Annotated in this window: 12 protein-coding genes and 1 pseudogene; all 13 read left to right on the plus strand. The window is 53.9% G+C overall.

The genetic code is table 11. The features are described from left to right. Nucleotides 1-89 precede the first annotated feature (89 nt). Nucleotides 90-1,754 carry an alpha-glucosidase gene (locus DWX75_RS02265; RefSeq protein WP_118014538.1) on the plus strand — a complete coding sequence of 555 codons (1,665 nt, stop codon included), beginning with the start codon at nt 90-92 and terminating at the stop codon, nt 1,752-1,754. Nucleotides 1,755-1,766: 12 nt separating this feature from the next. After that, nucleotides 1,767-2,543 carry an HAD-IIB family hydrolase gene (locus tag DWX75_RS02270; protein ID WP_118014540.1) on the plus strand — a complete coding sequence of 259 codons (777 nt, stop codon included), beginning with the start codon at nt 1,767-1,769 and terminating at the stop codon, nt 2,541-2,543. A gap of 200 nt (nt 2,544-2,743) precedes the next feature. After that, a complete protein-coding gene (locus DWX75_RS02275) occupies nt 2,744-4,201 on the plus strand; it encodes an S-layer homology domain-containing protein (RefSeq protein WP_118014542.1) in 1,458 nt (485 codons plus the stop codon). 115 nt (nt 4,202-4,316) lie between these two features. Then, nucleotides 4,317-7,460: an alpha-amylase family glycosyl hydrolase gene (locus DWX75_RS02280; RefSeq protein WP_118014544.1), complete on the plus strand. Its 3,144-nt coding sequence runs from the start codon at nt 4,317-4,319 to the stop codon at nt 7,458-7,460. Nucleotides 7,461-7,603: 143 nt separating this feature from the next. Next, nucleotides 7,604-8,395 carry a hypothetical protein gene (locus DWX75_RS02285; protein ID WP_147671510.1) on the plus strand — a complete coding sequence of 264 codons (792 nt, stop codon included), beginning with the start codon at nt 7,604-7,606 and terminating at the stop codon, nt 8,393-8,395. Between the two features lie 273 nt (nt 8,396-8,668). Next, nucleotides 8,669-8,833 (plus strand): annotated as a pseudogene (locus tag DWX75_RS02290) (S-layer homology domain-containing protein); the annotation flags it as partial. Nucleotides 8,834-9,048: 215 nt separating this feature from the next. Next, nucleotides 9,049-9,735, plus strand: coding sequence for an IS607 family transposase (locus DWX75_RS02295; RefSeq protein WP_233519436.1), 687 nt, complete (start codon nt 9,049-9,051; stop codon nt 9,733-9,735). Beyond that, nucleotides 9,644-10,873: an RNA-guided endonuclease TnpB family protein gene (locus DWX75_RS02300; RefSeq protein ID WP_118014547.1), complete on the plus strand. Its 1,230-nt coding sequence runs from the start codon at nt 9,644-9,646 to the stop codon at nt 10,871-10,873. The genes DWX75_RS02295 and DWX75_RS02300 overlap by 92 nt, the downstream gene beginning before the upstream one ends. Before the next feature lie 266 nt (nt 10,874-11,139). Beyond that, nucleotides 11,140-12,234, plus strand: coding sequence for an S-layer protein (locus tag DWX75_RS02305; protein ID WP_147671511.1), 1,095 nt, complete (start codon nt 11,140-11,142; stop codon nt 12,232-12,234). Nucleotides 12,235-12,355: 121 nt separating this feature from the next. Then, nucleotides 12,356-13,957 (plus strand): bifunctional UDP-sugar hydrolase/5'-nucleotidase, encoded by a 1,602-nt coding sequence (locus DWX75_RS02310; protein ID WP_118014551.1) that lies wholly within the window; start codon nt 12,356-12,358, stop codon nt 13,955-13,957. Between the two features lie 336 nt (nt 13,958-14,293). After that, nucleotides 14,294-15,613, plus strand: coding sequence for an S-layer homology domain-containing protein (locus DWX75_RS02315; protein ID WP_118014553.1), 1,320 nt, complete (start codon nt 14,294-14,296; stop codon nt 15,611-15,613). A 69-nt stretch (nt 15,614-15,682) separates the two neighbouring features. Then, the gene (locus DWX75_RS02320) at nt 15,683-17,521 is read left to right on the plus strand and encodes a bifunctional UDP-sugar hydrolase/5'-nucleotidase (protein ID WP_118014555.1); all 1,839 of its coding nucleotides are present in this window, start codon (nt 15,683-15,685) and stop codon (nt 17,519-17,521) included. Between the two features lie 54 nt (nt 17,522-17,575). After that, on the plus strand, nt 17,576-19,249 hold the full coding sequence (locus DWX75_RS02325; RefSeq protein WP_118014557.1) for a bifunctional UDP-sugar hydrolase/5'-nucleotidase: 1,674 nt from the start codon (nt 17,576-17,578) through the stop codon (nt 19,247-19,249). Nucleotides 19,250-19,330 lie beyond the last annotated feature (81 nt).

The raw sequence follows: 19,330 nt of genomic DNA on the forward strand, positions 1-19,330 counted from the left end.
TTCAACATATGTGAATGTGAGAGTGGAGCGTGGATCTCTCCACACTCCACTCTCGTATTTCACGGGAACCGGAAGAAAGGAGTATTCTCATGAGCAAGTTAAAATGGTGGCAGAAAAGTATCGTCTACCAGGTCTATCCGAAGAGCTTCCAGGATACGACGGGCAGCGGTGTTGGTGACATACCCGGTGTCACGCGTCATCTCGATTATCTCAAATCTCTCGGCACGGGAGCCATCTGGCTCACGCCGGTCTATCCCTCGCCGATGGTTGATAATGGTTACGATATCTCGGATTACTGCGGCATCGACCCGTCGTACGGCACGATGGAAGACATGGAAACGCTGATTGCCGAAGCGAAGAAGCGCGACATCCGCATCGTCATGGATCTCGTCTTCAATCACAGCTCCGACCAGCATCCCTGGTTCCTCGAGTCGAAGAAGGACCGCACGAATCCCAAGGCCGACTGGTACATCTGGCACGATGCCAAACCGGACGGCTCGGCACCGACGAACTGGCGCGCCATCTTCGGCGGCTCGGCCTGGACATGGTGTGAAGAACGCCAGCAGTACTACCTGCACACATTCGCCGAAGCACAGCCGGACCTCAACTGGGAGAACCCCGAAGTCCGCAAGGCCCTGTTCGATGCTGCAAACTTCTGGCTCGACAAGGGTGTCGGCGGCTTCCGCATCGATGCGATTGTCTACATCAAGAAGCCGGAATTTGCAGATGGGACGCCGGACGGCCCGGACGGGCTTGTCGGCATCCATGAGATGACGGCCAATACGCCGGGCATCCTCGATTTTCTGCATGAGTTCCGCCGCGAAGTCTTCGACGGCCACGACATCTTCACGGTCGGCGAAGCCAACGGCGTCAGCCCCGAGGAACTGCCGCAGTGGGTCGGCGAGAATGGCGTCTTCTCGATGCTCTTCGAGTTCAGCCATCTCGAACTCGCCTATCCGGAAGGTGAAATCTGGTGCAAGCGTTTCCCGTGGAAAATCACGCAGCTCAAGCAGGCGCTTACAGCCAGCCAGAAGGCCACGGCCAAGGAAGGCTGGTATCCGATCTTCTTCGAGAATCATGATCAGAACCGCTCGATGCACCGCTACTTCCCGGAAGGTACGGATCCAAAGACCGCAGCCAAGGCGCTCGCGACGATCCTCTACACGCTGCGCGGCACGCCTTTTGTCTATGAAGGCGAGGAAATCGGCATGACGAATGTAGCATTTCCGCACATTGAGGACTATAATGATATCTCGACGCATGGTCAGTACGAATACGCGCTCAAGAAAGGCTTTACGCCTGAGGAAGCACTCAAATGCGTGCAGTTCCAGAGCCGTGACAACGCGCGCACCCCGATGCAGTGGACGTGTGAGCCGAATGCAGGCTTCACGACCGGCAAGCCATGGCTGCCCGTCCATGAGGACTTCATGGACTGCTGCGTCGAGGCCGAGGCTGAGGACGGCGATTCCGTCCTGAGCTATTACCGCCGTTTGAACCGCGAGCGCACGACTGGTGCAGCCGCCGAGATCCTGCAGCAGGGTACCTATGAGGAACTGCTGCCGGATGATGAACGCGTTTACGTATTCGAGCGTTCGCTCGACGATCATGCGACATATACCATCGTGAATTTCACGAATGAACCCGTTACATACGATGCAGGATTCCTCAAGGATGCCAAGCCGCTGCTCGGCAACTGCAAGAATCCTGAAAAAGGAAAGCTTAGACCGGCTGAAGCCGTTGTCTACATGGATTGAGGAGGAAGCAGCATGAAAGTAGCCGCTAGTGATTATGATGGAACGCTGTTCCGTCAAGATGTGATTGCCAAGAGTGATGCGGAGGCCATCCAGAGATGGCGCGAGGCGGGCCATAAGTTCGGCATTGTCTCGGGGCGCGACCATGGCATGCTTGTCCCGCAGCTCAAGCATTACGGTGTCGGCTACGATTATCTTGCCTGCAATAACGGCGGCATTATCTGCAAGGCAGATGGTACCGTCCTCTGGGAAGCCAGGATCGAGCCGCACATGCTCAAGGCGCTGACGAAGCTGCCGCTCGTACGCAAGTCGTTCCACTTTGCACTCTCGGCAGCGGACCGCACGTACCTCTGTCATGCTTTTGAAGGCACCTGGGTGCTGCGCGAGGCGAAGCAGTGGGATTTCCCCATTGTTCGCATTGAGGAGGATGAGGTAGACAAGCTGCCGCAGACCATCCATCAGTTCGCGCTTGGCTTCACGAATCCAGAAGATGCTCTGGCGGCCAGTGCTGCTGTCAATGCCACGTTTGGCGATACTGTCCACGCATATCCCAACCGATGCGCGGTCGATATCACGCCGAACTGCATCAGCAAGCAGCAGGCCATCGAGCATACCTTGTCCCTGATGGGCTGGGAAGGTGCGGAGATCTTCGCCATCGGCGATGAGATCAACGACCTGCCGATGATTGAGGCATTCAACGGCTTCACCGTCGACACGGCCCGTGAGGAAATCAAGCAGAAGGCCCGCTGTGCATATGCCAGTGTCGGCGCGATGCTCGACGATAATATCTGACGGTTGCTTCTGGGGAGCAGCAAGCGTCAAGCTTTGGGAAAGAGACAAGAGAATAGCGGCCGATGCCGCTGTTCTCTATCTCTATATATTAATATAGGATTATATGATGTGGTTTTCATATCGGAACATGGATAGATAGGGAGACTCATCATGTAAGAGATAAATTTTGAGAATCTTTAGAGGGAAAGGAAGTTTTTCAAATGAAGCTCAACAAGAAAGCCCTGGCTATCCTGGCCGGCCTGACGGTCGGTATGTCCACGACGGCATTTGCCGCAACGGCGGACAGCTTTACCGATGTCCCGAAAGATCACTGGTCGTATGAAGCACTCGACTACCTCGCCAAAGAGGGCGTCATTGAAGGTATGGGGGATAATACCTTCCAGGGCGGCCGTGCGATGACGCGTTACGAGATGGCTTCCATCGTCGCCAAGGCCATGCAGAAGAACGATTTGAACTTTGGCGACAAGACGGTTCTCGATAAACTCGCTGCCGAGTATTCGGGTGAGATTGACACGCTCAAGAAGCAGGTGGATCAGAATACCAAGGATATCCATGATCTCAAAAACGGCATTGCTGGCAAGTTAGAGCTTAACGGTTTTGTTCGTGTCCAGTATGACCATGATAGATATAACGGTACTACAGAAATGTCGGATGGTTCCACGAAACCAGATGATCATTTAGGGACAGACAATAATCGTTTTTATATGAATCTCAATGGCGCCTATAAGGTCAATGACTACTGGAAAGCGAAGTTCCAGCTCGAGAAAAACTCTTTCTATAACAATGGCCATGACCATGAAAATGAATCGGGTTCGTGGGAAGATGGTGCTACGCATACGCGAGCAAAACGTTGGTCGGGTCATGATGGTGATATCCAGCGCATCTGGGTGGAAGGTGTAGATCCGAAATCCGGAGACTGGATCAGCATCGGCCGTGCATGGCGTGGTCTTGGCCAGCAGAATGTCCTGTTCGGCACCGAGTCCGACGGCTTCCAGTTTGGCGTTCCTCTGAAGGGCACGGGTCTGACGGCTAGCGGCTTCTGGTTCAGCTCCACGGGTGCTGGCAACCACGAGAGTTGGTACGGCGTCGGCACTTGGGGCAAAGTTGGCCACAGTGCAGGAATTAATCTTGCTTATGCACAGAATTCCAGAGATAAGGGCGATGTTTACGAACAGAATACAAGTCATCTGGATTCTTGGGGCGATCATACCGTCTATTATGATAAGGCTTACGTGCTCAGTGGTTGGGCTGATCTTGCCAAGAATGTCCGCTTTATCGCAGATTATGTCAAGACGAATGCTTCGGATTATGCAAACGCAGTTGCCAATACAGCGACTGGTAGAAAACATGGCAATAACCAGAACAATAGCTTATTCCTGCGCTTGAACTATCGCGATACGGATCTCCAGAAGCCAGGTACGTATCAGGCATATGCCCGTTGGTATCGCTACGGTGCAAACGGCACGATTTCCGGCGATGATGAGTGGGGCTCGCTGTTCTACAACGGCTCTGCTGGTAGCAAGGGCTGGATTATTGGTGCAAAATACGTTCCTTGGAAGAATGTGGAATGGGAGACGTTCTTCTCGAAACAGAAGCAGATTGAGAACACCAGCAACAAACGCACGCTCGTCCGCACGCAGATGGACTTCCACTTCTGATTTGAGCAATATACTGGTATAAAAACGAACGATAAACTGGAATACTGCTGTCCGCTGGGCAGCCGGGCCTTTGGCCCGCTCCCGGTTTATCGTTCTTTTTCGAGGGGGATTTTGCATGGAACGTAGAACGTTTTTGCGGCGTGCCGTCGGCATGTCGCTGACACTGGGCCTGATGACGGCACCCTTTGCCGCATGGCAGGCAGAGGTGCTGCCCGTCTTCTCGCAGAGTGTGGCCGAAGCCGCTGCTCCGGCTGCCGGTGCGGTACAGAAGGATGATGTCGTGCTCGTCGGCTCGCTTCAGGATGAGCTAGGCGCGGCCAAAGAATGGGACCCGGCCGATGCCAAAACCATCATGGAGTCCGATGGCAAAGGTCATCATGTCCTTGTCGGCCACCTTCCCAAGGGAAATTATGACTTCAAGGTCGCCGTGGGCGGTTTGTGGGATGTCAACTACGGTGCTAATGGTGAAGCGGGCGGCAAGAACATCCCGCTGCGCCTGCTCAAGGATCACGATGTCACGTTTACGTATGATGATGCCACGCATGCCGTGACGTATGATTACGCGGGCAAGGATGCCGAGGAAAAGGCGCTGGCCGCAGAAGGCCGCAGCATCGTGCTGACGGGCACGGTGCAGACGAAGGCCGGTGCGGCGAAAGACTGGGACCCAGCGGACACGACGACGCGCATGAAGGCCATCGGTCATGATTTCTATTCGTACAAGATGAAACTGCCGGCCGGTACGTATTACTACAAGATTTCCGTCAATGGCAGCTGGGCCGAGAACTACGGCCTCGGCGGCAACTTCGACGGCGCGAACGTGCAGCTGACGCTGCCGAAGGCCCAGGAAGTCACGTTCTACTACAACGACAAGAGCCATCATATCGCGGACAGCACGAGTTACACCTTCCTGTCGGACGATGCACTGCCAGTTATCTCGGGCAGCTTCGGCGACGTCAAGGACCCTCTGATGCAGGATCAGATGCTCGACCATCTCTTCCAGAAGACAATCCCGTTGAACAAGGGAACGTATACGGTTACAGTCCGGATGCCGGGGGCGGACGCGCTGACGCAGACGGTTGATGTCGCCAAGGATGGTGATGTCACGTTCTATTACGACAGCCAGGCACGCCATCTGATTGCCGACGATGGGCGCATTCGGGCGGACAAGGTCTATCACGACAGCTGGAGTACGGATTATCGCGCGCCGTTTGAAGCCGTCAGGGAGGGCACGCCCTTGAGGCTCTCGCTTGCCACGGGAGCAGGGGATGTCACCAATGCCAAGCTTGTTGTTTACAAAGCGAAGGTCACGGCCAACGGCGGCGATGAATACAATCCGGATTATGCCGACGGCACGGTCACGACGTATGCGATGACAAAGACGGGCACGAAGGATGGACAGGACATCTGGTCTGTCGCCTTCACGCCGCAGACGTATGGTCTTTACGGTTATAAATTCGTGCTCAATGACACGAAGGAGTACGGCGATGATGCCAAGCCGGGCAGTACCGGCGAGCTCAAGCTGCGCGGCGTCAAGCCGTATCAGGTTACGGTTTACCGCAGGGACTTCAAGACGCCGGACTGGGCCAAGGAAGCCGTCTGCTATCAGATTTTTCCGGACCGCTTCTTCAACGGCGACAAGAGCAATGACTATGCCCGTGCCAATGCGCGCGGCTATCAGCCCGTACAGCACCGCAAGTGGAGTGAACTGCCGGCCAACTACAGCAAGACGCCGGCAGCCGACGGCGACAAATGGGAATGCAACGATTTCTTTGGCGGCGATATCGCCGGCATCACGCAGAAGCTCGACTACCTGCAGGGCCTGGGCGTGACGGCCATCTACGTCAATCCGATTTACAATGCCTGCTCGAATCATCGCTACGATGCCGTCGATTACGGCACGATCGACCCGTTCCTCGGCAATTTCCAGGACCTTGAGACGCTTTCGGCAGAAATGAAGAAACGCGGCATGCATCTCATCATGGACGGCGTCTACAACCATGTCGGCGACGATTCCATTTACTTTGACCGCTATGGCAAGTACAAGACGGTTGGTGCCTATGAGTACTGGAGCCGCATCTATGACCTTATGAACGACAAGCATCTGACGGAAGCGGCGGCCAAGGCTGAAGCCCGGAAGGAGCTCGAGGCCGAGGGACAGGTTTTCAGCCCGTGGCATTGGGAGAACTGGTTCGAGATCAAAAACGAGAAAACTCAAGACATGATGGGCAGGAAGTACGCGTATCACGACTGGCAGGGCTATGACAGCCTTGTGCCGTTCAAGGATGCCGATTATCCGGGCTCGGAACAGGGAACGGTACAGTCAGACCTCGGCGACTATCTGCTCTATGGCCGCAACGGCCAGAAGGGCGTCATCATGAAATGGTTCGATGAGGGCCTTTCGGGCTGGCGCCTCGATGTGGCGAAGGAGGTGCCGCCAGGATTCTGGGCCGATGTCCGCAAGGAGGTCAAGTCCATCAAGAATGCCAACGGCGACGATCCTCTGCTATTGGGTGAGATTTGGCAGGATGGTTCTCAATTCTTCACGGGTGATACGTTCGATTCCGTCATGAACTACAAGCTCTCGTTTGCACTCGGCGATCTCTTCCTCAACAAGGGTGACGCCAAGGCTGCCGACGATGAGCTCAAGGTCCTGCGCCAGAATTATCCGAAGGAAGCACTCTACGACCTCATGAATATCGTGGACAGCCACGATACGGTCCGTGCGCTCTATAAATTCGGCGGCGGTTCCGACGGCGTGTCCCAGCCGACGAAGAAGGATTTTGACTACAAACTCGGCAAGGAACGCCTCAAGCTCGCGGCGACCTTCCTCATGGGCTACCCGGGCATGCCGACCATCTATTACGGCGATGAGGCCGGCCAGTACGGCAGCGGCGACCCCGACTGCCGCCGCACGTATCCATGGGGCAGGGAGGACAAAGACCTCATTGCCTACTACAAGAAGGTCATCGGCGTCCGCAACGCCCATAAGAACATCTTCTCGTACGGCGATGTGGATACGCTCAAAGCCGACGGCGACATCTACGTCTTCGCGCGCACGGCCGTCGACGGCAGTCACGATGCTGCCATCGTCGCCCTGAACCGCGGCGCAGCGGCTCAGACCGTAACCGTGCCGGCAGCAGGCTTCGCTGACGGCACCTCTTTCCAGGATCAGCTGACCGGCAGGGAAGCCGTTGTCAAAGATGGTCAGCTCACCCTGAACCTTGGTGCAAACCAGGGCATGATGCTCGTCAAAGCATAAGGCGGCATCGAAGCAAACCCCTATTTTATTCCCCTATATTTGCTGTGCCGGTCTTTCCGGCACGGCATTTTTTTGCTTTTGTGCGACATTGACAGCACATCAATCATCATGATACGCTATAAAAAGTGATTGGAGGGAATTTTATGAATTTTAGCAGAAAATCAAGGATGATACTGGTGCCGGCTATGCTGGCTTCGTTTGGAGTATTGAACTTTATGCCGCCGCAGGCGGAGGCATGGACGGATCAGACGCATATGGCCATTGAGCGGGCGGCGGGACTCTCGAGCTATCAGAATGCCTGCGCGCCGGATGTGTCGAAGACGGTAGCGGCCATCAATCGCCTTAAGAAGAACGATGGCCAGGCGCATTTCTTCGATGCGTCGAAGCCGCCGACGCGCGAGGATGTGACGGCACAGCTTGAAATGATTGGCATGAGCCGGGATGACTGCCCGGAGGGCTATATCCTGGGCGCCATCGTCAATGCGACGCGCAAGGCTAAGGCCTGGACGGAAATGGGCAAATTCGATGATTACAACTATGCGATTCTCGGCCATTACTGCGGTGATCTCTCCATGCCGCTGCACATGTCCGTCTACGACGATTTCAATCGCAAGCATCATCTGAACATCGACCAGACGCTCACGCGCAAGGATGTCAAATGGGATGTCGATGCCGTGCCGCTCATTACGAAGGAAATGACGGTGGATGACAGTGTGCGTTTCCACAACGAAGATGAAATCATCGATTACATGCTGCAGATTGCCAACGAATCGTATGATCTGGCTCAGACCATACGCAAGGAAAACCGTGAGATCACGCATGACGAAGCCATTCAGCGCGTCAACCGTTCGGCCACATTCTTCCGCGCGCTCATGCGTTACTGTGGCAAGAACATCACATCGGATGAAGCCGTTCACTATGTCGTGAACCACTGAAGCCATAAAACACCTGATTGAAATCATTAATAGACAATAAAATGTTCATTAAAATTACAGAATATAATCAAAAATAGTATTTATGCGTGTACTAATCAGGTCATGTGACCCTTTTGGTCCATTCTCAACTTCTTATAATAAAAGATGTGGGAAAACAAATATCAGAAAACTCGCAAGAAAAGTGTAATGGGACAATTGTCGCATGGGGCCGTTTCCTGTGAGGCGATATTTGTCAGGAATATGTTGATCAGAAGTAAGAATAGAGAAGAAGACATGAAGAAAACCATCGCATCCGCACTTGTTACGGCTCTGGCTGTTGGTGCTGCATCCACGACGTTTGCAGCGGCCAACCCGTTCAGCGACGTGCCGTCTGACCATTGGGCCTATGATGCTGTGACGACGTTGGCACATGATGGCGTCATCGAAGGTTATGGGGAAATTAAACTGTTACCAAATATTTATATAAATCAATAAATATCTGGATAAATTTATCGACAGAATATCCTTCACACTAGGAACGAATGAGGAATCGTGTTAAATGGTTTCAATTCCAATATCCCTGTCATACTGCGAACGGATAAATCTATATAAATATAATTAAATATTGTAAACCTATTCGTCTTTTGGTAAAATAATACTAGGAGGTGAATGAGATGAAACTCATAAGCATCGGTAAATTTGCACGAGCAGTTGGATTGACTCCAGAAACATTGCGAAGGATGCAAAAGACAAAAGAATTGTTACCCGCTTACGTATCCAAAGGCGGGACACGTTACTATTCTGAAGAGCAGTTAAAGCAATTCTCAAACGCGCAAAGCAGAAGCAAACATGTTATTGGATATTGCCGCGTATCAACTCCGGCTCAGAAAGACGACTTGGAGACACAGGTTCGGAACGTCAAGACCTATATGTATGCCAAAGGCTATGATTTTGAAATCATAACCGATATAGGGTCTGGCATCAACTACAAGAAAAAGGGGCTGCGCGAACTTATTGAAAAGATAGACAATCAGGAAGTGTCGAAAGTGGTTGTCCTGTACAAAGACCGGCTCATCCGCTTTGGCTTTGACCTGATTGAATATCTGTGTACCATCAATCATGTAGAAATCGAGATAATTGATAAGACCGAACAAAGCAAAGAGCAGGAACTGACCGATGATCTGATACAGATCATCACGGTATTTGCCAACAGGCTTTACGGCCAACGATCCAAGAAAACGAAAAAGCTGGTTGACGAGGTGAAACAAAATGCTTCGAGGAAAGAAGATTCGCCTGCTCCCGACACCGAAGCAGGAAGTCCTGTTCTGGAAAAGTGCAGGGACAGCTCGCTGGGCGTATAATTACTTCTTAGGTGAGAACCAGGCAGTCTATAAGGCGTACCTTGAGCACGGCAAAGTTGGTCCCAAACGCATTTCTGAGGGTGCCATCCGGAAGCATATCAACAATGAATTGAAAAAGACAACGCACCAGTGGCTGAAAGAAGTCGGCAGCAACGTCATGAAAATGGCGGTCAAGGAGGCAGACAGGGCGCTCAAGCGTTTCCTCAAGGGAATAGCTGGCAAGCCGAGATTCAAGACAAAACACAAGACGAAGCCGAGCTTCTACGTCAACTATGAAAGCCTTGTCCGCAAAAACGGTGGCTTCCACGGCGAGAAGATTGGCTTCGTCCGGACAAGAGAGACATTGCCGAAACTTCCAAAGGGAAACCATTACTGCAATCCCTGGATTTCCTTTGATGGGAAGTACTGGTATCTGAGCTTCAGTTACGAAGTGCCGGAACAGGAAACCGAAAAGCTTACCGGTGATTCCATGGGCATCGACCTTGGCATCAAGGTGCTAGCGACCTGCTATGCGAGCGGCGAACGTAAAGCGACGGTATTCAAAAGCGTCAACAAGACGAAGGAAGTCCGTCGCCTTGAAAAGAAACTGCGACGAGAGCAGAGAAAACAGAGCCGTAAAATCCTTGCCAATACCGCGCGGTATGAAACCGTGCAGCGTAAAGGAAAGAAGCCTGGGCGAAAGCCAATCTGGAAGCGCCCCTTAAGGGAATGCCAGAACATCGAGAAGGGGCGCCGCAAAATCGCCTTGATTCATCGGAGACTGGCCAATATCCGCCAGAACCACATCCATCAGACAACTGCCGCAATTGTGAAAACCAAACCGTCGCGCATTGTCATGGAAGATCTGAACGTCAAGGGCATGATGAAGAACAAGCACCTTGCCAAGGGGATTGCCGGTGAGAAGTTCTACGAGTTCCGCCGCCAGATGACCTACAAATGCGAAAATAACGGCATCCAGCTTGTCTTTGCCGACAGGTTCTACCCGAGCTCAAAGACCTGTTCCTGTTGCGGTCATGTCAAAGAAAACTTGAAGTTAAACGACCGCAAGTATGTCTGTCAAGCCTGCGGGACAACAATTGACCGTGACCTTAATGCAGCAATCAATCTTGCAAATTATTTTCAATCTGAGACCGCTTGAAATACAGAGAAGCACTCAGATATGTACCTATCGCTACTGGGGAATTCAAGCCTGTGGAGCGTTACATCAAACGCGAGTAGCCATCGAGCTTGCTCGGGGGCAAAAACGGACGCAATGAAACAGGAAGAAAATATCGTGAGAATTTTCATCGTATAAATTTGTGCGAATTATATTATATTTATACAGATTTATCGTAGCGGGATACGACCTTCAAGGGCGGTCAGAATATCACGCGTTACGAGATGGCGCAGATGGTCGCGAAGGCCATGGCGAAACAGGACGTATCGGCTGCCGACAAGGCACTCATCGACAAGCTTGCCGCGGAGTTCGCGACGGAGCTCGACAGCCTCGGCGTGCGCGTGGCCAATCTCGAGCGCAATGCGGATAAGGTCAAATTCACGGGCAAGCTGCGCTGGCAGTATGACAGCGAGCGCTACAAGCACAACCATCCGTGGAATAAGGCTGCTGACAAGACGACGTATCGCGATGGCAGCAATGGAAACTATGTGATGTTCCGCCTGACGCCGACGGCACAGATCAACAATCATTGGCAGGTCCGCGCGCGCATCGATGCGAAGGATTTCACGAATTCGGATTCCACGGGGACTCCGACGCTCAAGCGTGCCTGGGTGGTCGGCAACTATGGCAATACGAGAATCCAGATCGGTAAATTCCATCCGTATGTCGATACCGAGCTCATCATGGATAACGTCATCTCGGGTGCACAGGTTTCGTTCGGCAGCAAGGTATTCAAGACGATTGCGACGGCTGGCCGCTTCGATCTCTACAATGCCTGGCCGTACATGTACACGCTGGCCAAGGAGTCGCCGAACGACAACGTGTCGAACTATCAGTCCCTGTCCTTTGATTACAACAACCAGAAGAATCTCGAGCTCACGGCGACGTACCATCATTACAACTCCAGCCTGTTCAATTCGGATCGCTTCGGCTATAAGAATGCCGGTGATACATCGTTCGTTGATGATGCGAACATCTTCTGCTTATGGGGCGATTATCGCTTTGCGAAGCAGTGGGGTGTGACGGCCGGTTATGCTGTGAACACGGAAGCGGCCAATTACAATAAGTCCTACACGATGCTGCTTGGCTACGGCGATTATCACGGCTGGGATCACACGCATGCTGGTACCTGGGGAGCATACGTCGCCTATCGCAACCTCGGACAGAATGTCTCGCTGTCCTCGACGTACACGCTCGATGCCGGTGTCCGCGGCTGGGAGTACGGCATGTATGTCACGCCGCTGCGCAACATCCAGGCTCAGATCATGTACGTCCGCGGCAAGGATCTCATGTATCACGAACGTGCCAGCGAGCTCTGGTCCCGTGTTGAGATGTTCTTCTGATGCTTCTGTGTTTTCACGGATTTGTGATAACATGCCAATCTTGTTATAATATTGACAATGATGTTTTACCAGTACCTTGGCGGATGGTGCAGCTGTCCGCCGGTAGGGAGGAGGAGTTTTCATGAAAAAGATCCTGGCGGTGCTGACGCTGGTCTTTGCCTGCCTCTGGGGCTGGGGCACGGCATTTGCCGCGGATTTCTCGTATCTCGTCATCATGCACACGAACGACACGCATGGTTACGACCGCCGCGCAGACGGTGTCAACGGCATGGCAACCGTCGCCGCACTCAAGAAGGACTACGAGGCCAAGGGCTACGATGTCCTGCTCGTCGATGCCGGTGATGCCATCCAGGATAATAATCTGGTCAATTTCAGCAAGGGCAAGACGGCCATCGACTTCATGAATGCCGTTGGCTACGATGCCATGACGCTCGGCAACCATGAATTCGATTACGGTTCCAATGTGACGCAGGCTCGCATCAAGCAGGCGAAGTTCCCGATTATGTCGGCCAACATCATCGTCGATGCGACGGGCAAGTCCTTTACGCCGAAAACGCACACAATTGTCAAAAAGGGCGGCCTCAAGATCGGCATCTTCGGCCTGACGACGCCGTCTACGGTGACGACGTCGAATCCGAAGAGCACGCGCGGCCTGACGTTCCTGTCGAAGGATGCGATGTACAAGGCTGCGCAGAAGGAAGTCGACGCCCTCAAGGCGCAGAAATGCGACCTCATCGTCGCCATCGGCCATCTCGGCAGTGAGCCGGATGCTTCGGGCGACCGCTCCAACGATATCCTTGAGAACGTCAAGGGCATCGACGTCTTCATCGATGGCCATGATCACACGGTCAAGAATCTCTACATCAACGGTGCCCTGCTGACGGAAACGGGCGCGCACCTCACCAACATCGGTGCGGTTCTCTACGAAAATGGCAAATGGACGGAAGACCTCCATGCCTATGGCCGCTTCAACCAGGAGGATGCCAAGGTAAAGGTTATGGTCGACAAGGCACAGGCCGATATCGACAAGCAGCTCTCGACGGTAGTCGGCAAGACGACGGTGGAGCTTAACGGTTCCCGTGACCCCGGTGTGCGCACGGAGGAGACGAATCTCGGTGATTTCATCGCCGATGCCTATCTCTGGCAGGTCCGCAAGGCAAGCGTCCTCGACAAAGTCACGATTGACGGCGCCATCATGAACGGCGGCAGCATCCGTGCCGGCATCGCCGCCGGTGACATCACGCAGAACGATATGCTGCGCGTGCTGCCGTATCACAATTACCTACAGTACGTGACGATGAAAGGCTCGACGCTGCTCGAGGTCCTCGAGGCCGCTACGTGCACGACGCCGAAGGCCATTGGTGCCTTCCCGCAGGTCGCCGGCATCGCGTACACGGTGGATACGACGAAGCCGTTCGAGAAGGGCGAGCTCTATCCGCATTCCACGTATTACAGCCCGGCAAAACCCGGCATGCGCGTCACAATCACGAGTGTCGGCGGCAAGGCCTTTGACCCCGATGCCACGTACAACATCGCTGTGCCGGATTACCTGACGTCCGGCGGCGATACGTACTATCCGCTGACGGACCCCAGCAAGGTCACGGTACACGATGTCGATTATCTCGATGTTGATGCTGTCCGCAACTACCTCAACGAGGAACTCGGCGGCAGCGTTGGTGCAGCCTATGCTCAGCCGCAGGGCCGCATCACGGTTCTCCAGTAAGATCAGGCGGATTCTTGCGCCTTGCAACAGGCAGTCATACTGGCTTTATGCTAGAGTGGCTGCCTGTTTTCTTTTATTAAAAAGAAATTATAAAATGGGTAAATGAAAACCGAAAACGCGTTTGAAAGCGATAAAAAAATAAAGAAAATAGGGCAAAATGGTAATAATACATGTACTAATAGAGACATGTGGCCTTTAATTCCCTTTTAATCCGGTGCTATCATAAAAAGCGAGGGAAACAGATGTCAGAAAACTCGTAAGAGATATAAAAAGACAATTGTCAACGGGTTCTGATGTTTGCGGAAGATATTGTTCAGTAGGAATGGAGAGAGAAACATGAAGAAATCCATCGTATCTGCATTGACCACGGCTCTGGTAGTCGGCGCCGCTTCGACGACGTTTGCTGCTGCCAACCCGTTCAGTGATGTACCGTCTGACCATTGGGCTTACGATGCCGTGACGACGCTTGCTAAAGACGGCGTCATTGAAGGTTACGGCGACACGACCTTCAAGGGCAATCAGAACATCACGCGTTACGAGATGGCTCAGATGGTTGCCAAGGCCATGGCCAAGCAGGATGTATCGGCTGGCGATAAGGCACTGATCGAGAAGCTTGCAGCAGAGTTCGCTGATGAGCTCAACAATCTCGGCGTGCGCGTGGCGAAGCTCGAGAAGAATGCCGATAAGGTCAAATGGGGCGGCATGCTGCGTTACGATTACGGCAGCGTCCGCTACGACAAGGCTCCGGTGGATCTTTACATCAACGGTCAGAAAACGCATGATATAGGCGCCCTTAAGACACGTGATAACTCGAACGGCTACACCTTCCGCTTGACGCCGTCGGCTGAAATCAACAAGAACTGGAAGCTCAAGTCGCGCATCGATGCCTACGGTGACCTGACGAAGGATACGGCGGGCACACTTGGTCTCAAGCGCATCTGGGCAGAAGGCAAGTATGGCAATGCCACGTACCGCTTCGGCCGTATGCCGGTCGGTATTGATATGGACATCATGTTCGATACGCAGTTCTCTGGTGCACAAGCTGAGTTCGGCAACAAGGCCCTGACGACGACAATCAATGCTGGCCGCTTTAATCTTAAGAGCGGCAATCAGTACTATCTGTACGGCCTGGCCCAGAATGGCAAAGCAGATGATGCGGCGAATTATCAGGCCATTGGCTTCAAGGGCTGGCTCGGCAAGCTCAACTACGGCACAGCTTACCATCACCTTAATAGCAATGTCTTTACAAAGATGATTGGTTACGGCGCTGACAATGATGACATGAATACCTGGACGGCCAAGGGCACGTACCACTTCTCGAAGAACATCGCGCTGCAGGGCAACTACGGTCATAACTTTGGTGCAGACGATTATAACACGTCCTGGAGTGCCGTTATCGGTTATAAGGAGTTTGAGAACTTCAATGCGACGAATGCCGGCCAGTGGGGCTTCTCCATTGCTTACCGCAACATCGGTCAGAACGTAGGTCCGACGCCGACGTACACGAGCGATGCTGGCACGAAGGGCTGGGCACTGAGCCTGCTCGGCAACATCATGCCGCATACGTACACCTGGCTCCAGTACGCGCAGGGCAAGACGCTCATCGGCAACGAGAACTATAAAGAGCTCTTCGGCCGTGTCGAGTGGCAGTTCTAAGCAATCTCGGGATACATAAGGAAAAGCGGCTGCTTCCGGCAGCCGCCTTTTCTGGAATAGGAGTACATCATGAAATTCAAACACAAGGGCAAACGGTATCTTTTGGGCTGCTTGGCAGCCGCCATGTCCCTCTCCTTTACATCAGCCGTGGCCTTTGCCTCGGCACCTTCGGCGGATGCCGTGACGGTCACGGTCCTCGGCACATCGGATGTCCATGGCCGCTTCATGCCATGGGATTACGCAACGGATACGGAGGACCGCTCGGGCAGCCTGACGCAGATTAGCACGGCCGTTAAGGAAATTCGCCAGGAAAATCCGAATGTCATCCTCGTCGATGCGGGTGATGCCATCCAGGATAACAGTGTTGAGCAGTTCAACAAGGCGCCGCATCAGCCGATGGTCGTCGCGATGAATGCGATGGGCTACGATGTCTGGGAGATGGGCAACCATGAGTTCAACTTCGGCCTCGATGTGCTGCGCCATGTGACGAAACAGTTCAAGGGGCAGGCACTCTGCGGCAATGTCTACTGGGAGAATGGCCGCCGCTATCTGCCGGCCACGAAAGTCATCACGAAAGACGGCGTGCGCATCGGCATCGTCGGTATGGATACGCCGATGATCGCGGAATTTGAAAAGGATTCCGATCACCTCAAGGGTGTTGTTGTCAAGGACCCGGTGACGGAGACGAAGAAGGCCATCGAGGAGCTTCAGGGCAAGGCCGATGTCATCATCGGCGTCATCCACATGGGCGTGGCCAATGAGAACGAGCGCCCTGACACGAGCGTGACGGACCTCGCCAATGCCTGCCCGGAACTTGCGGCCATCGTCGCCGGCCACATGCACCAGAATGTCAATGCCAAGACGGTAAACGGCGTCCTGATCTCAGAGCCGTACAAATACGGCCGCGCACTTACGCGCATCGACCTGACCTTCAAGAAACAGGATGGCCGCTACGTGCTTACGGATAAGAAAGCACAGACCATCCCGATGGCAAAATATGCCGATGATCAGGAACTCGTCAAGAAGCTCGCGCCGTATCATGCCGAGGCCCGCAAGGCGGCCAATGAGGTCATCGGCGAGGCTGTCGGCATGAACATGGTACCGCCGGATTCGATGCCGGGCATCAGTGAGGTGCAGATTGGCGATACGCCGCTGACGCATTTCCTGCAGGAGGTACAGCTCCATTACAGCGGTGCCGATGTGACCTCGCTGATCATCAGCCGCGACGACGCTCAGCAGCTCGTCGGCCCCATCCGCCGCAAGAACATCGCCTTCAATTATCAGTACACGGGCGGTGAGACGACGGTTTACGAGGTGACGGGCAAGGATCTCAAGGATTACATGGAATGGGCAGCCGCTTATTTCAACCAGAAGCAGCCCGGCGATATCGCACCGAGCTACAATCCGGTGCGCCGCGCTTCGAAGTACAGCACGAATGATATGTTCGGTGGTGTCACGTACACCGTGGACCTGACGAAGCCGGCAGGCGAACGCATCACGGACCTGCGCCTCAAGAAGACGGGCAAGGCCATCGCCGATGGCGACAAGATCAAACTCGGCATGAATGCCTATCGCATGAACCAGCTCATCGCGAAGGGCGGCGCGCTTGAAGGCCGCCAGTTCCCGCAGGTCTGGACGTCGCTTGAAGCCTTCGGCGAGACAGAAGGCACGATCCGCAACATGACGGCACGCTATATCCGCGAGGTCAAGCAGGGCAGGGTCGAGGTCCAGCCGGTCGACGACTGGCATGTGACGGGCTTTGACAAGGATTCGGCCGATTACAAGAAGGCAGCAGAACTCCTCAAGGCCGGCAAGATTTCTCTGCATAACTCTGCCGATGGCAAATATACGAATATCGCTTCCATCAACCAGAAGGATCTTGAGAACGTCGCTTCATCGACCAAGTGATGACGGCCTCTCCTGAAGTTCCACACATAAGGATATAAGGAAAGGAAACACGTTATGAAAACAAAACGCTCTTTGAAGGTCATGGTACTCGCAGCCCTGACAGCAGCTCTTTCAGCCGGTACGGCTTTTGCCGGCGACCTGACGGTTTTCTCGACCTCCGATGTACACGGCAGTGTCATCGGCTGGAACTACTTCAAGGCACAGTCTGCTGATGTGGGCCTGGCCAAGATCAGCACGATCATCAATGAGGCACGCGCGCAGAAGGGCAAGGACGACGCAATCCTCTGCATTGATGGCGGTGATATTCTGCAGGGCACGCCGCTCGATACGTACATGGTTCAGCACCCGGATGAGTGGAAGGCTGGCCAGCATCCGATGTTTGTCGCGTTCAACCAGATCGGCTATGATGCCATTGAGCTCGGCAACCATGAGTTCAATTTCGGCCTCGACTATCTCAAGAAGGCAATCGGCAAGAACAAGAACGTGCTCGGTGCCAACGTCATCGACGATAAGACGGGCAAGACCTGGAGCGGCGTTCGCCCGTATCTCATCAAGACGGTCAAGATTGATGGCGAGAATGTCAAGGTAGGCATCGTCGGCACGGATACGCCGGCCATCCCGAACTTTGAGGCTCCAGCGCATTTTGCTGGTGTCCGCTTCGAGGATCAGGTGCCGGTCATGCAGAAGTACGTCAAGGAACTCAAGGACAAGGGCGCGGATATCATCATTGGTGTCACGCACTCCGGCGTCCCGCGCGGTGACCGCAACTCCGTGGAGAACCAGGTCGTCGCAATCGCCGAGGCCTGCCCGGATCTCGATCTCCTCATCTGTGCCCATAATCATGTTGTCATCGACAATAAATCCGGCGTAAAGGGACCGGATGGAACGGTGTATGCCGATGCGGTCATCAACGGTGTGCCGGTCGTCGAATCCGGCAAGGACGGCAAATTCGTCGGCAAGAGCAATCTGACGATCCACAAGGTCGATGGCAAGTGGAAGGTCGAGAAGGTTACGACGCAGGCCATTTCCGTCAAGGGCGTAAAGGATGACCCGGCCATCGTCAAGCAGGTAAAGCCATGGCATGAGAAGACCCTGCAGTCCCTGCAGCAGATCATCGGTGAGGCGACGGATACCTTTGCCGGCGCAGAGTCGAATCATCAGGATTCGGCCATCGTCGACTTTGTCAACGACGTGCAGCGCCATTATGCCGGCACGCAGCTCTCGGCCAGTGCTTCCTTGAATACGAGCCAGGATATCGATAAAGGGCCCATCACGCTGCAGGAGATTTCCGGCCTCTACATCTACGAGAACTACTTGTTCGGCATCGAGATCAACGGCGCCGAGCTGCGCAAGTACATGGAGCATGCCGCTTCGTTCTACGGCACGAGCCCCGATTACAACTACGATATGGTCCAGGGCATCGACTACACGATCGATTTGAATCAGCCGGTCGGCCACCGCATCACGAAGCTCCAGTATCAGGGCAGGGATGTCAAGGACAGCGATACGTTCACGATGGCCATTAACGATTACCGCATGAACGGCGGCAGCGGTTACATGGCAGCCATGGGCTACACGGATGGCCGCAAGCCGAAGGTGGTATTCGACTCCATGAAGCTCTACGGCGATGATGGCCAGGTCCGCAGCCTGATCACGCGCTACATCCAGGAAAAGGGTACGATCACGCCGGCTGTCGATCACAACTGGAATGTCATCCCGAAGAAATAATCAGTCCCCTCTAAAATCCTACATAAAGCCGTTCTTGGCAAGCAAAAGGCCCGTCCTCACCGGACGGGCCTTTTGCTGTAT

It is taken from the genome of Mitsuokella sp. AF21-1AC (genome assembly GCF_003458855.1).
Lineage (GTDB): Bacteria > Bacillota > Negativicutes > Selenomonadales > Selenomonadaceae > Mitsuokella.